The organism is Micromonospora sp. DH14 (assembly GCF_029809455.1).
Lineage (GTDB): Bacteria > Actinomycetota > Actinomycetes > Mycobacteriales > Micromonosporaceae > Micromonospora > Micromonospora parva.
In genome coordinates, this window is sequence record NZ_JARVKT010000031.1 from 26983 (window position 1) to 41179 (window position 14197).

The 14197-nt window shown below is 72.2% G+C and carries 12 protein-coding genes and 1 pseudogene; 11 read left to right on the forward strand and 2 right to left on the reverse strand.

Going from position 1 to position 14197, the window contains the following annotated elements:
* Positions 1-91: 91 nt before the first annotated feature.
* Entirely contained in the window at positions 92-1408 is a 1317-nt protein-coding gene (locus QCZ28_RS28145) for a DUF2252 domain-containing protein (protein WP_279519460.1), read from the forward strand.
* A 16-nt stretch (positions 1409-1424) separates the two neighbouring features.
* Here the strand turns inward: QCZ28_RS28145 and QCZ28_RS28150 are convergent, their stop codons facing one another.
* Positions 1425-2471 (reverse strand): glucose 1-dehydrogenase, encoded by a 1047-nt coding sequence (locus tag QCZ28_RS28150; RefSeq protein WP_279519461.1) that lies wholly within the window; start codon positions 2469-2471, stop codon positions 1425-1427.
* A gap of 105 nt (positions 2472-2576) precedes the next feature.
* Here QCZ28_RS28150 and QCZ28_RS28155 point away from each other — a divergent pair.
* Positions 2577-3158, forward strand: a pseudogene (locus tag QCZ28_RS28155) (NADH-quinone oxidoreductase subunit C); the annotation flags it as partial.
* A 338-nt stretch (positions 3159-3496) separates the two neighbouring features.
* Entirely contained in the window at positions 3497-4459 is a 963-nt protein-coding gene (locus QCZ28_RS28160) for a complex I subunit 1 family protein (RefSeq protein ID WP_210861411.1), read from the forward strand.
* Between the two features lie 638 nt (positions 4460-5097).
* Here QCZ28_RS28160 and QCZ28_RS28165 read toward each other — a convergent pair.
* A complete protein-coding gene (locus QCZ28_RS28165; protein WP_030329817.1) occupies positions 5098-6117 on the reverse strand; it encodes a glutathione S-transferase C-terminal domain-containing protein in 1020 nt (339 codons plus the stop codon).
* An 81-nt stretch (positions 6118-6198) separates the two neighbouring features.
* On the opposite strand from QCZ28_RS28165, the gene QCZ28_RS28170 reads away from it, so the two are divergent.
* The 8 genes from QCZ28_RS28170 to htpX all read left to right on the forward strand — a co-directional run bounded on the left by QCZ28_RS28170 (position 6199) and on the right by htpX (position 14181).
* Complete coding sequence (locus QCZ28_RS28170; RefSeq protein WP_279519462.1) at positions 6199-6627, forward strand: ester cyclase; 429 nt, start codon at positions 6199-6201, stop codon at positions 6625-6627.
* A 103-nt stretch (positions 6628-6730) separates the two neighbouring features.
* On the forward strand, positions 6731-7327 hold the full coding sequence (locus QCZ28_RS28175) for an NADH-quinone oxidoreductase subunit I (RefSeq protein ID WP_030329819.1): 597 nt from the start codon (positions 6731-6733) through the stop codon (positions 7325-7327).
* 25 nt (positions 7328-7352) lie between these two features.
* Positions 7353-7913: an NADH-quinone oxidoreductase subunit J gene (locus QCZ28_RS28180; RefSeq protein ID WP_210860238.1), complete on the forward strand. Its 561-nt coding sequence runs from the start codon at positions 7353-7355 to the stop codon at positions 7911-7913.
* The gene (nuoK, locus tag QCZ28_RS28185; protein ID WP_279519463.1) at positions 7910-8272 is read left to right on the forward strand and encodes an NADH-quinone oxidoreductase subunit NuoK; all 363 of its coding nucleotides are present in this window, start codon (positions 7910-7912) and stop codon (positions 8270-8272) included. The genes QCZ28_RS28180 and nuoK overlap by 4 nt, the downstream gene beginning before the upstream one ends.
* Complete coding sequence (locus QCZ28_RS28190; protein ID WP_279519464.1) at positions 8269-10200, forward strand: NADH-quinone oxidoreductase subunit L; 1932 nt, start codon at positions 8269-8271, stop codon at positions 10198-10200. Before nuoK ends, QCZ28_RS28190 begins: the two co-directional genes overlap by 4 nt.
* Positions 10197-11705: an NADH-quinone oxidoreductase subunit M gene (locus QCZ28_RS28195; protein WP_279519465.1), complete on the forward strand. Its 1509-nt coding sequence runs from the start codon at positions 10197-10199 to the stop codon at positions 11703-11705. Before QCZ28_RS28190 ends, QCZ28_RS28195 begins: the two co-directional genes overlap by 4 nt.
* Positions 11702-13189 (forward strand): proton-conducting transporter membrane subunit, encoded by a 1488-nt coding sequence (locus QCZ28_RS28200; protein ID WP_279519466.1) that lies wholly within the window; start codon positions 11702-11704, stop codon positions 13187-13189. Before QCZ28_RS28195 ends, QCZ28_RS28200 begins: the two co-directional genes overlap by 4 nt.
* Before the next feature lie 116 nt (positions 13190-13305).
* On the forward strand, positions 13306-14181 hold the full coding sequence (gene htpX / locus QCZ28_RS28205; protein WP_210864763.1) for a zinc metalloprotease HtpX: 876 nt from the start codon (positions 13306-13308) through the stop codon (positions 14179-14181).
* The last annotated feature ends 16 nt before the right edge of the window (positions 14182-14197 follow it).

Below are 14197 nucleotides of genomic sequence, written 5' to 3' on the forward strand. Positions count from 1 at the left end.
TCCGGGCCCCCGCGCCGTGACCCAGACAGCATGATCGATGGATGGGGCGTTCGCCACCCCGTTGTGGACCTGCCGCACTAGCCTGCGGACTATGAGCAGCTCAGGGGACCAGCGCTCCGCCCACATCGTCGACGTGCTCACCGAGGAGTTCGGCGCGTCGATGGCGATCGACCCGGCCGCCTTCCGCCGCAAGTTCCGCAAGATGGCGGCCTCGCCGTTCGCGTTCTACCGGGGCAGCGCCGCGCTGTTCTACGCCGACCAGCTCGGCGACTTCGCCGACGACAGCTATCTCGACGAGCGGACCAGCCGGGTGTGGATCCACGGTGACCTGCACGCGGAGAACTTCGGCACCTACATGAACGCCTCCGGGCAGCTGGTGTTCAACGTCAACGACTTCGACGAGGCGTACGTCGGGCCGTTCACCTGGGACCTGCGCCGGCTGGCGGCCAGCGTGGCGCTGCTCGGCTACGGCAAGGCGCTCTCCGACACCGCGATCGGGGAGCTGGTGGCCGGTTTCGCCAGGTCGTACCTGACCGAGCTGCGGGCCATCGCCGCCGGCGGTGACGACGCGATCGGTTCGATCACCCTGGACAACGCCGACGGGGTGCTGCGCCGGGTGCTGCAGCGGGCCCGGCTCAACACCCGCGTCGACCTGCTCGCCGCGCAGACCACCATCGACAACTACGAGCGACGCTTCTCCATCGGCGACGGGGTCTTCGAGATCGACGCCGCCACCCGGGACCTGGTCAGCGTCGCCTTCCAGGACTACCTGGGCACCCTGCCGACCGCCTCGACGCAGCTCCGCCCGGTGGCGGCGCGGATCAAGGACGTGGTGCTGCGCAAGGGGGTGGGCATCGGCTCGGCCGGGCTGCCGTCGTACAACCTGCTGCTGGAGGGGCACACCCAGGCGCTGGAGAACGACGTCGTCATCTACATGAAGCAGGCGCAGGTCCCGGCCGTGGCGCGGTACGTCACCGACGAGTCGGTCCGCGGCTACTTCCAGCACCAGGGGCACCGGACCGCCGAGTCGCAGCGGGCGTTGCAGGCGCACGCCGACCCGTGGTTGGGCTTCACCGAGCTGAACGGGGCCGGTCAGCTCGTCGCCGAGGTCTCCCCGTACGCCGCCGACCTGGACTGGTCGGACGTGAACGAGCCGGAGGAACTGACCGGGGTGCTCGTCGACCTGGGCCGGGCGGTGGCCCGGATGCACTCGGTGGCCGACGACGAATCCAGTCACGACCTGGTGGACTACTCCACCGAGGAGGCCATCGTCGCGGTTGTGGACGCCGACGAGGCGGGCTTCGTCGACCACCTGGTGGACTTCGCGCACGCGTACGGGGTGCGTGCCCGCCAGGACCACCAGCTCTTCGTCGACCTGTTCCGCAACGGTCGCCTGCCGGGCATCTGATCGGGCGCGGCGTCGCTCAGGAGGCGAACTCCAGCACCACCTTGATGTCGTCCGGCCCGGGGCTGTACGCGTCGGCGTACCGGTTCACCGGCACCCGCCGGGTGATCAGCGACTCCAGCCAGACCTGGTCGGCGCGGGCGAGCGCCTGCGCGGCCATGTTCCAGTGCCGCCGGTTGGCGTTCACCGAGCCGAACACCACGTTGTTCTCCAGCACCAGCGACCGGTTCAGCGCCCCGGCGTCGAAGTCGATGGTCCGGCCACCGGTGGACACCCCGGCCAGGCAGACGATGCCGGTCGGGCCCGCCTTGCACATGACGTCGAGGACCACCGTGGGCGCGCCGGTGCACTCGATCACCACGTCCGGTTCGAAGGACAGGTCGTTGACCGGCACCGCGTGGTAGGTGGCGCCGAGCCCGGCGACCAGTTCCGGCTTCGGCCCATCAGTGGCCCGGTCCAGCACGTGCACGGTCAGCCCGCGCTGGGTGCCGAGCAACGCGGCCAGCAACCCGATCGGGCCGGCCCCGGTCACCAGGACGGTCTGCGGCTGCCACTCGGCCCGGTGCCCGATCCGCTCGATGTGGTCCCAGGCCTTCGCCACCACGCTGGTCGGCTCCAACAGCACGCCGACCTGGGCCAGCGCCGGGTCGAGCTTGACCGCGAACTGGGGTTCGATCCGCCACCTGTCGCGGGCGAACCCGGGTAGCGCCTTGATGCCGTGCTCGGTGTACTGGCCGTTGCGACACATGTCCCACTCGCCGACGGCGCAGTTCGGGCAGGGCACCGGGTCGGGATGCCGGACGATCCCGGCCACCAGGTCGCCGGGTTGCACGGTGCCGCTCGGGTCCTCGATCACCCGTCCCAGTGACTCGTGCCCGATGACCAGGCGGTCCGCGCCCGGCGGCGCTTCGCCGTACTCCCCGGCGATGATCTCGTGGTCGGTGCCGCAGATCCCCACCGCCAGCGCCTCCACGAGGACGGCGCCCTCCTCGGCAGACGGCTCCGGCTGATCCTCGACGAGGCTCAGCGAGTTGGCGACCCCGGGTCTCACCGTCACAGCGCGCACGCCCTCATCTTTCCCCGCCGGGACGTGCACCGCGCCCAAAGCCGCGAGATCGGCTGGCGTCGGCGGCGGGCAGGTGCGGGCCCGGCCGGCACTAGGATCAGCGGCATGACTCCCGAAGAGGTCGGCGCTCGACTGGTCGCGCTGCTCGCGCCGGTCGCGGTGACCCCGTCGGTCTCCGGCGGGCAACGGTTCGCCCGGGCCACCGTCGACGTACCTCCGGCGAGCTGGCTGGCCGCGGTGTCCGCCGCCCGTGACGACACCGAGCTGGCCTGCGACTTCTTCGACTGGCTCTCCGCCGTCGACGAGTTGGCCGACGGCTTCGACGTGGTCGCGCACCTCTGGTCGAGCCGACTGCGCCACGGCGTGCTGCTGCGTACCCGGGTGCCGCGCGACGCAGCCGCCGTCGACTCGGTTGTCGACGTCTACCCCGGTGCCGCCTGGCACGAGCGGGAGACGCACGAGATGTTCGGCATCGACTTCGCCGGCCACGGCGAGTTGCTGCCGCTGCTGTTGCCCCCGGAGTTCGAGGGCCACCCGCTGCGTAAGGAGTTCGTGCTCGCGTCCCGGGTGGCGAAACCGTGGCCGGGCGCGAAGGAACCGGGCGAGTCCGAGGCCGGCGGCGGGCGTCGACCGATCCGTCCGCCGGGCGTTCCCGCTCCGGGCGAGTGGGGGCCCACGCCCACCCCGGCTGGCGCCGGTGGTGTGGGGGAGGGCCCGCGTGGCGGCACCCCGGCCAGACCGGCCGGTGAGCGTCCGGCCCGGCCCGCCCCGGGGGCCCGTCCGGCGCGTACTCCCCGGCCTGCCGGCACCGCCGACGCCCCGGCTCCCGCCGACCAGCCCACGCCCGGTGCGGGCCCGGCCGTCGAGCCGGCGTCCGATGCGGGCCCGGCCGTCGAGCCGGCGTCCGATGCGGGCCCGGCCGACCGGCCGGTTTCTGGCGCGGGCCCGGCCGCGTCGGGCGGCGAGCCGGTCGCGGACCCGCCGGGCCGCGCCGACCGCAGCGACCACGACGGGGGTACGCCCTGATGCCGCTCTGGGTGGAGTTGGTGCTCCGGATCGGCGGCGTGGTGGTCGCGTTCCTCACCCTGCCGTTGCTCGTCGGCCAGGCCGAGCACAAGGTGATGGCGCACATGCAGGGCCGGCTCGGCCCGATGTACGCGGGCGGCTTCCACGGTTGGGCGCAGCTCGTGGCCGACGGGGTCAAGTTCGTGCAGAAGGAGGACATCACGCCGCGCGAGGCGGACCGGGCGGTGTTCCGGCTGGCGCCGGCGGTGGCCCTGGTGCCCTACCTGCTGGTGCTGCTGGTCATTCCGCTGGGCCCGGACGACCTGGTCGGGCAACCGTTGGACATCGGCCTCTTCTTCGTGCTGGCGGTGGTCGGCGTCGGTGTGGTGGCGGTGCTGATGTCGGCGTGGGCGTCGGCCAACAAGTACAGCCTGCTCGGCGGGCTGCGCGGGGCGGCCCAGTTGCTCGGTTACGAGCTGCCGCTGGTGCTGGCCGCCGCGTCGGTGGCGATGGCCGCCGGCACGCTCAGCCTGTCGGGAATCGTCGAGGCGTGGCAGCCGTGGTGGCTGCTCTGGCAGGCACCCGCGATGATCATTTTCTTCGTCGCCGGGCTGGCCGAGATCCGTCGGCCGCCGTTCGACATGCCGGTGGCCGACTCGGAGCTGGTCTTCGGCTACATGACCGAGTACACCGGCTTGCGGTTCGCGTTCTTCCTGCTTGCCGAGTACGTCGGCATCGTGGTGATCGCCGCGCTGACCACTGTGCTGTTCCTGGGCGGTTGGCAGGGCCCGTTCGCCGATGACCAGCTCGGCTGGCTCTGGACGCTACTCAAGATCTTCGCGGTCTCCTTCGTGATCATCTGGCTCCGGGTGTCCTACCCCCGGCTCCGCGAGGACCAGCTGCAACGCCTCTGCTGGCTGGTGCTGGTCCCCGCGTCCCTGGCCCAACTGGTCCTCACCGCGGCCGTCCGCATCGCCCTTTGACCTACCGCGGCAGTGCCTGGTCTCTGCGCGGCAGTGTCTGGTCTCTGCGCGCCACTGCCCGGCCCTCGCGCGCCGGGTGATCGCGATCGATCCTGGTAGCAGTGGTGTGGGTCGGCGCGGACAACCACTACATCAGTGATCGAGCGCGATCATCCTGCGCGAGTCGGGCCGGATAGCTCGACGCGGCGCTCTGAGGTGGTCCCGAGAGACGCTTTCGAGCTGATGTCGTAGACGAATCGTTCTCTGCCGCTGCCGCTGCCGCTGCCGCTGCCGCTGCCGCTGCCGCTGCCGCTGCCGCTGCCGCTGCCGCTGCGGCCGAGATACCGCCCGATGTCACAAACGATTCAGCTCGAAAGCGTCCTTACGCCCAACCCCGCCCAGGCCCAAGACTGGCGAGCCCGGCCGCCCTCACGTCCCACGCCTGACGATCCCACGCCCCACGCCCCACGCCCGAGCCCCCGACGCCCGACGCCCGACCGCCGAAGATCCGCGCAACTTCCCCGATGTTGCTGCCTCCGGCAGGCGGGAGACACCAACATCCCTGATGTTGCGCGGATCTTGACGACGAGCCGGGCGACGAGCGACGAGCCGAGCGACGAGCGACGAGCCGAGCGACGAGCCGGTGAGAGGTGGGCCGCTCAGCGCAGCGGGGTGTGCGCGGGGTCGACCGGCTCGGCCGGGGGTGGTGGCGGGGTGCCGTCGCCGAAGGGGCGGCCACCGAGCGTTTCCCGGCCGTGCGGGGTGAGCCAGTTGGACAGGTCGGGGCCGAGCGGAACGATGCCGGTCGGGTTGATGTCGCGGTGCACCTCGTAGTAGTGCCGCTTGATGTGGTCGAAGTCGATGGTGTCGCCGAACCCGGGGGTCTGGAACAGGTCCCGGGCGTACGCCCACAGCACCGGCATCTCGCTCAGCTTCTGCCGGTTGCACTTGAAGTGCCCGTGGTAGACCGGGTCGAAGCGGACCAGGGTGGTGAACAGCCGCACGTCGGCTTCGGTGATGGTGTCGCCGACCAGGTAACGCTGGTCGGTCAACCGCTCGGTGAGCCAGTCCAGCCGGTCGAAGAGCTGGTGGTATGCCTTGTCGTACGCCTCCTGGCTGCCGGCGAACCCGCACCGGTAGACGCCGTTGTTGACGTCCCGGAACACCACGGCGTTGACCTCGTCGATCTGCTCCCGCAGGTGCTCGGGGTAGAGCTGCGGGGCGCCCTCGCGGTGGTACGCCCCCCACTGCGTGGACAGGTCCAGGCTCATCTGCGCGTAGTCGTTGGTCACCACCTGCCCGGTCGGCACGTCCACGATCGCCGGCACGGTGATGCCGCGCTCGTAGCCGGGGAAGCGCTTGAAGTACGCCTCCTGGATGCGCTCGATGCCGAGCACCGGGTCCCGCCCGTCCGGGTCGAGGTCGAAGGTCCAGCTCCGGGCGTCGTGGGTCGGGCCGGCGACCGCCATCGAGATGGCGTCCTCCAGGCCGAGCAACCGCCGTACGATGATCAGCCGGTTGGCCCACGGGCAGGCCCGGCTGACCGCCAGCCGGTACCGGCCCGGCTCGACCGGGTATCCGTCGCGCCCGTCCTCGGTGATCCGGGTGGCGATGTACCGCTGGTCGCGGGTGAATTCGCCGCCCGGCTCGACGTACTTGCCGCCTTTTTCCTCGCCCACGTCGCCCTCCCGGTCTGGTCGGTGTTCCTACCCAATCCTCGCGGATCTACGGCCCATCGTGGTCCCGGATACCCTGCCGGCATGACGGATGTGGAGGCGGCGGCCCGGCGGTTCATCGCCGAGGTGTGGAACGCCCGCCGAGAGGAGTCGGCGTACGAGCTGGTCGCCGAGGAGTGCCCGGGGCTGGGCGGCACCGGGCCGGAGGCGACGCTGGCCTGGCACCGCGAGCGCCGGGCGGCCTTCCCGGACCTGCGCTACAAGATCGTCGACGTGGTCGCGGCCGGTGAGCGGGTGGCCGTGCACTGGCGGGCCGCCGGCACCCACGTCGGGCAGTTCGGGCCGGTGCCGCCGACCGGGCAGGTGGTCAGCTACTCGGGGGCGACGTTCCTGCGTTTCGACGCGGCGGGCCGGATCGTCGAGGTGTGGAGCTGCAACGAGCTGTTCCAACTGCTGCAACAACTCGGTGTCGAGATGCTCCCACCGGCAGCCGGCGGCGGACCGGGGGCGTGATCCGGTTGATCCGCAGCTGACCGTGCTCCCCGGGTGAGCCCTCCGTTCGTGGACCTGTGGGTGGTGGTCGCGCGCGCCGGGGCCACAGGGCAGGATGGTCGACATGAGCGACCCCAGCGAGCGTGGTGACACCAGCGAACGCGGCCTTCCCGGCGCGGGCCTGGTGAAGGGGCTGGCGGTCACCCTCAAGACGATGACCAGCCGTTCGACCACCCAGCAGTACCCGGACACCGCTCCCGACCTGCCGCCGCGCTCGCGCGGTGTGATCGCGTTGTCCGAGGAGAACTGCACGGTCTGCATGCTCTGCGCCCGCGAGTGTCCGGACTGGTGCATCTACATCGACTCGCACAAGGAGGAGGTGGCGGTGCCCGGCGCCGCCCGCCCCCGCCAGCGCAACGTGCTCGACAAGTTCGACATCGACTTCTCGCTCTGCATGTACTGCGGCATCTGCATCGAGGTCTGCCCGTTCGACGCGCTCTACTGGTCGCCGGAGTTCGAGTACGCCGAGTACGACATCAAGGACCTGCTGCACGACAAGGACCACCTCGGTCAGTGGATGGCGACCGTTCCGCCGCCGCCCGCGCACGACCCGAACGGCGAGCCGGCCAAGGAGGAGACCTCCGCCGCGCGCAAGGCCGCCGCCGCACGTCCCGCTCCGCCAGCGGTACGCCCCGACGCCGACCAGGACCCGGCGTCGTGACCGCCCGAGTTGCAGGGGCGGCCCGGTGACCGGGGCGGATGTGCTGCTGCTCGCCCTCGGCGCGGTGGCGGTCGGCGCCGGCGTGCTGGTGGTGACCACGAAACACCTCGTCCGGGCCGGGCTCTACCTGGTGGTGTGCCTGGGCGCGTTGGCCGGTGACTTCCTGGTGCTCAGCGCCGAGTTGGTGGCCTGGGTGCAGGTGCTGATCTATGTGGGCGCGGTGGTGGTCCTGCTGCTGTTCGCGGTGATGCTGACCCGGGCTCCGATCGGCGCCTCCGACGACCTGGACCGGCCCGGCTGGCCGGCCGCGCTGATCGGTGGCGGCGCCGGGCTGGGGCTGACCGTCCTGCTGGTCGACGCGTACCGCTGGAGCACCGTCACGCTGCCGCCCGCCGGCACCGCCGAGCGGCTGGGCGAGCAGATCTTCCAGTCCTGGGTGTTGCCGTTCGAGGTGCTCTCGGTGCTGCTGCTCTCCGCCCTGGTGGGCGCGATCGTGTTGTCCCGGCCGGACATCGGCCGCGCCGGCCCGCCCGGCGACGGCCGGGCGGCCGACCTGGTCGACAGCGAGCCCGGGGGGCGCCGGTGAGGCCGGTCATCCCGTACGTCACCGCCGCGCTGCTGTTCGGCCTCGGCGTGTACGGCGTGTTGCGTCGCCGCAACGCCGTGCTGGTGCTGATGTCCGTCGAGTTGATGCTCAACGCGGTCAACCTGATCCTGGTCACCGCGGACACCACCGCCCGCGCCGTGCTCCCGCACTCGGGGCAGGTCTTCGCCCTGTTCGTCATCGTCCTCGCCGCCGCGGAGATCGGGGTGGGGCTGGCGATCGTCCTTCAGCTCTACCGGCTGCGCGCGACCGTCGCCGTGGATGACGTGCCGTTGACCGAGCCGTCGCCGCCGGTCAGCGGGCGCGAGCCGGCCGTCCTGGATTCGGAGGCGGGCCGGTGAGCGGGCTGCTCGGGGCGCTGCTGCCCGCCGTACCGCTGGTCGCCGGGCTGCTCGGCCTGTTGCTCCCCGCCGCCTCCCGGCGCGAGAACGCGACCGGCGGCGACCGGGCCCGGGCGGCGGCCGTGACGCTCGGCGTGACCGGTGCGGCGGGCGCGTTGGCGGTGGCCGTCGCGTTGCTGCTCTCCGTCGACCGGCCGACGGAGACGTCGGCCACCTGGGTCGACTTCGGCGGGCTGGTGGTGACTCTCGGCGTACGGCTGGACGGCGCCGCCGCGCTGGTCGCGGTGGCGGTCACCGCTGTCGCCCTGGCCGTGCAGGTCTACTCGATCGGCTACCTGCGGCGCGGCCCGCACGACGATGTCGACGTCGATCACCGCTATCCGCCCTACGCGGCCCAGATCAGCCTCTTCACCGGTGCCATGTTGCTGGTGGTGGTCGCCGGCGACCTGATCATGTTGTTGGTCGGCTGGGAGGTGATGGGCCTCTGCTCGTACCTGCTCATCGCCCACGACCGCCGACTGGCCGGCGCGCCCGCCGCCGCCATGAAGGCGTTCCTGGTGACCCGGGTGGGTGACGTCGGGTTCCTGCTCGGCATCGCGCTGCTGGGCGTGTCGACGGGCAGCTTCCGGATCGCCGACGTGCTCGCCCACGACCACTCCGGCACCACGTTGACCGCGGCGGGCCTGCTGCTGCTCGCCGGTGTGGCCGGCAAGAGCGCGCAGTTCCCGCTGCACACCTGGCTGCCGGACGCGATGGCCGGTCCGACCCCGATCTCCGCGCTGATCCACGCCGCGACGATGGTCGCCGCCGGGGTGTACGCGGTGGCCCGGCTCTACCCGCTGTTCACGGCTGCGCCGGTGACGCTGACGGTGCTGGGGGTGCTCGGCGCGATCACGCTGCTGCTCGGCGCGCTCGCCGCCACCGCCCAGGACGACATCAAACGTGTGCTGGCCTGGTCGACAGTGTCCCAGTTGGGCTACATGACCGGGGCGCTGGCGGTCGGCTCACCGTCGGCCGCGTTGTTCCACCTGCTCACCCATGCCGCCTTCAAGGCGCTGCTGTTCCTCGCTGCCGGCGTGGTGATCCACGCCGTCGGCACCACCCTGATGTCGGAGATGGGCGGGCTGCGGCGCAGCATGCCGGTGACGTTCTGGTGCACTGTGGTGGGCCTGGGTGCGCTGGCCGGGGTGCCGCCGTTGGCCGGTTTCTGGAGCAAGGACGGCGTACTGACGGTCGCCGAGTCGGCCGCCCTGGAGGGCACCGGCCCGGCACCGTCCTGGGTCGGCTGGATCGTCTGGGTCGCCGGGCTGGTCGGCGTGGCCGTCACCGCCTGGTACGCCGGTCGGTTGCTGCTGCGCGCCTTCTTCGGCACTGCGCGCCTGCCCCTGGTGCGGCCGCACGACCCGCCGGCGGTGCTGCGCTGGCCGGTGGTGCTGCTGGCCGTGCCAGCCGCGCTGCTCGGTCTGGCCGGGTTCGTCGGGGCATTCGCCGACCGCCTGCGGTTCCCCACCGTCCCGGTGGCGGGTTCCGAGGACGGCTTGGTCCACCTGGGGTCGGGGGTGCTGCTGCCGCTCGCGTTCCTGCTGCTCGGCGCCGGGCTGGTGACGCTGGGCTGGCGTCGTGACCAAGCCGCCGACCCGGCCGCCGCGTTGGGTCCGCTGCGGCCGGTCTTCGCCAGCGCGTTCCGGCTCGACGACGTCCAGCACACCCTTGTCGTACGCCCTGTGCGCGCGTTGGCCCGTGTCGTGCGCACCGGTGACGAGGTGCTGGTGGACGGTGCTGTCGAGGGCAGTGGCCGAGCCGCGTCCGGTCTGGGTGCGGGGCTGGCCGCGCTGCACCGCGCGGCGCTGCCCCGGGCCGCCGCCGGTGTGCTGGCCGGCGCGCTGCTCATCGGCCTGGCCGCCGCGGTCATTGGAGGAACCCGATGAGTGTCGGGCAGGGGTTGCTGGTCGCGGTGTTGGCGCTGCCGGCGCTGGGCGCGGTCGCGGTGGCGGCGACGCCCCGGGACCGGGCGGCCCGGTTGGTCGGGACGGTCGCGGCGGCGTTGACCCTGCTGGCGACGGCGGCGCTGGTGTTCGGCCGTCGGGACTGGCTGGTCTGGTCGGACAACGGGCCGGCGGTGCGCCCGTGGCACCAGCTGGATCTGCCGTGGGTGCCCGGCCTGGAGTTGCGCTTCCACCTCGGCGTCGACGGCATCTCCTGGCCGTTGGTGGTGTTGACGGCGCTGCTCACGCTGCTCTGCTGCGCGTACACGATGTGGCGGGTGCCCGGTGGCGGCAGCGGCCGGGCGTTGGTCGCGCTGCTGCTGGTGGTCGAGGTGGGCATCCTGGGCACCTTCCTCGCCCTGGACTTGGTGCTGTTCTTCCTCTTCTTCGAGGTCGTCCTGCTGCCGATGTACGCGATCATCGCCGGCTGGGGTGGCGCGGACCGGCGTCGGGCGGCCCGGAAGTTCGCGCTCTACACGCTGTTCGGGTCGGTGCTGCTGCTGGTCGGCGTGTACGTCGTGGTCGCCGCCGCCGGCACCGCCGACCTGGTGACGTTGACCGGTGGGGCAGGGTTGTCCAGGGGCATCCAGTTGGCCGCGTTCACGCTGTTGGCGTTGGCGTTCGCGGTGAAGAGCCCGCTGTGGCCGCTGCATTCCTGGTTGCCCGACGCGCACACCCAGGCACCCACCGTGGGCAGTGTCGTGTTGGCCGGTGTGCTGCTCAAGATGGGCACGTACGGTCTGATCCGGGTCGCGGTCGGGGTGGCGCCGGAGGGTGCCCGTTGGGCGGCGCCGGTGCTCGGCGTGCTGGCCGTCGCCGCGATCCTGATCGGTTCGCTGGTCTGCCTGGCCCAGTCGGACGTGAAGCGGCTCATCGCGTACTCGAGCGTGGGGCACATGGGTTTCGTGCTGCTCGGCGTCGCCACGTTGACCGCCACCGGCATCCAGGCGGCGTTGATCGGCAACGTCGCGCACGGCGTGATCACCGGTCTGCTGTTCTTCCTGGCCGGGGCGGTGAAGGACCGTACCGGCACGGGCGCGCTCGCGGAGCTGTCCGGGCTGCGGGAGACAGCGCCCCGGTTGGCGGGTCTGCTCGCGTTCGCGGCGATCGCGTCGCTGGGCCTGCCCGGGCTGGCCGGCTTCTGGGGTGAGGCGTTCGCGGTGGTCGCCGCGCTGCAGGTGGGCGGCCCGCTCTGGACCACCCTCGGGGTGCTGGCGGCGGTCGGTGGGGCGCTCACCGCCGCGTACTTCCTGCGGTTGCTGCGCCAGGTCACCCACAACCGACCGAGCCCCGCCGTCGGGCAGGTGGGCGCCGGCCTGGCCGGCGCGGAGTTGACCGCCTGGGTGCCGCTGGTGCTGCTCGCGTTGGCCATCGGGCTGGCGCCGACACTGGTCCTCGGTGTCGCCGAGGCCCCCGTCGACGCCCTCATCGGGGTGGTCAAGCCATGAACGTCGTGCAGAGCGTGGACAGCGTCGCGCTGCTTCCGGCCTACCTGGCCGCCGGCACGGCCGTGCTCGTCCTCATCACCGACCTGCTCGTGGCGCGGCCACGGGCCACCATCGCGGTGGCTGCGCTCGGCGCGCTCGGCACCGCCGTCGCTTCCGCGCTGGTCGGGGCGGGTGCCGAGCGGCGCACGTTCTGCGTGGGCGCCGACTGCTCATGGATCTTCGGCGGTCGCGCGGCACTGGTCGGCGTGGTGGTCGCACTGCTGACGCTGGGTGTGCTCGGGCTGTCGGTGCCGGCACTGCGGGCCGGGCGGTCACCGGTCGGGGAGTACGCCTTCCTGCTGGCCTGCTCGATGACCGGCGGCGTGGTGCTCGGCGCGGCCGGTGACCTGATCACGCTGATCGTCGCCCTGGAGACGTTGACCCTGCCGCTGTACGTGCTGGTCGGCCTGCGTCGGGGCAGCCTCGCCAGCGCCGAGGCGGCGTTGACCTTCTTCGTGGTCAGCGTGGTGGCGACGACGCTGACCCTGCTCGGCGCGGCGCTGCTGTACGCGGTGACTGGCGGGCTGCACCTGGACCGGCTCGGCGGGTTGCTCGCCGAGCAGCCTGAGCTGCGGGACCTGCCGTTGACCAGCGCCGCGGTGGCGGTGCTGCTGGTCGGGTTGGCGTTCAAGGTGGCGGCGGTGCCGTTCCACGCCTGGGCGCCGGCCACCTATGACGGCGCGCCGCTGCCGGTGGCCGCGTACCTGTCCACCGCGTCGAAGCTGGGCGGCCTGATCGCACTGCTCGCCGTGGTGCAGCGGGCGTTGCCCGCCGACCAGACCGGCCCGGTGCTCGCGGTGCTCGCGGTGCTCACCATGACCGTGGGCAACCTGGTGGCGCTGCGGCAGCGGCGGACCGTCCGGCTGCTCGCCTGGTCGTCGGTCGCGCAGGCCGGCTACATCCTCGCCCCGCTGGGAGCTTTGGCGTTGGCCGCCGGGCGCACCGACGAGGCGCGGTCCGCGGCGTACGCGGCCGCCGTGGCGTACGCCGTCTTCTTCGTGGTGTTGGAGCTTGCCGCCTTCGCCGGGCTGACCGCCCTGCGGCCGGCGGGCGCGGACGGCGGCACGCTGGACGACCTGCGCGGCGCGGCCCGCCTGCATCCGTGGCGGGCGGCGGCGTTCGGTCTCGCGCTGGTGGGTCTGGCCGGTCTGCCGCCGGGGCTGGCCGGCCTGTTCGCGAAGGTGACAGTGGTCCGGGCGCTGCTGGACGGTGGCGCGGCGTGGCTGGCGCTGGTGGTGGCGCTGAACGCCGTGATCGGCCTCGCCTACTACCTGCGGGTGACCGCCGCGCTGTGGGCGCCGACGCCCCTCGCCGCCCCGAACGTCGGCGGTGCCGCGGCCGTACCCGTGGTGGGTGTGGTGGGGGTGGTGCTGGTGGTGGCGACGGTGGCCGCCGTGGTGCTGGGTGTCGCCCCGCAGTTGGTGCTCGACCTGGCCGGCCGTTGACCTGACCTGCGACTTCGGTCTCAGTGAACTCTCAGCGTTGTAACGGATGGTTGGTGGGTACCGGGTTGTTGAACCGGTCAGCGGATCCCGGCGATCCGTGCACCGAAGGAGACATCGTGCACCACAACCGTCTGAAGACCGCAGCGCTGCTTGGCCTGCTCAGCGCCCTGATCCTGGCGGTGGGCTACTGGTTCGGCGGCAGCGGCGGCCTGGTCATCGCCGTCCTCGTGTCTCTGGTCATGAACGGCGTTTCCTACTTCTACTCCGACAAGCTCGCACTGCGCTCGATGGGGGCGCAACCGGTCACCGAGGCGCAGTTCCCCGAGCTGTACCGGATGGTCCGGGAGTTGGCCGCCGACGCCCGGCAGCCGATGCCGCGCCTCTACGTCAGCCCGACCGCGCAGCCCAACGCGTTCGCCACCGGTCGTAACCCGCAGCACGCGGCCGTCTGCGTGACCCAGGGCATCACCGAGATCCTCGACTACCGCGAACTGCGCGGCGTGATCGGGCACGAGCTGTCCCACGTCTACAACCGGGACATCCTGATCTCCAGCGTGGCGGCCGGCCTGGCCAGCATCATCACCCTGCTGGCGAACCTCGCCTTCTTCATCCCGCTGGGCGGCGGGGACGACGAGGACCGTCCGAACCCGGCTGTGTTGCTGCTCACTCTGATCCTGGGCCCGATCGCCGCCACGGTGATCCAGCTGGCGATCAGCCGGAGCCGCGAGTTCCAGGCGGACGCCTCGGGCGCCGAGTTGAGCCGCGACCCGCTGGCCCTGGCCAGCGCGCTGCGCAAGATCGACGCGGTGGCCCGACGCCGGCCACTGCCGGCCCAGGGCCAGCTCACCAGCACCGCCCACCTCATGATCGCCAACCCGTTCCGGGGTGGCGGCATGGCCGCGCTCTTCTCCACGCACCCGAAGATGGAGGACCGCGTGGCCCGGCTGGAGCAGATGGCCCGCAACTCGGGGCCGGTCCAGTTCCAGCGCTGACCCGCTGATCGACCGC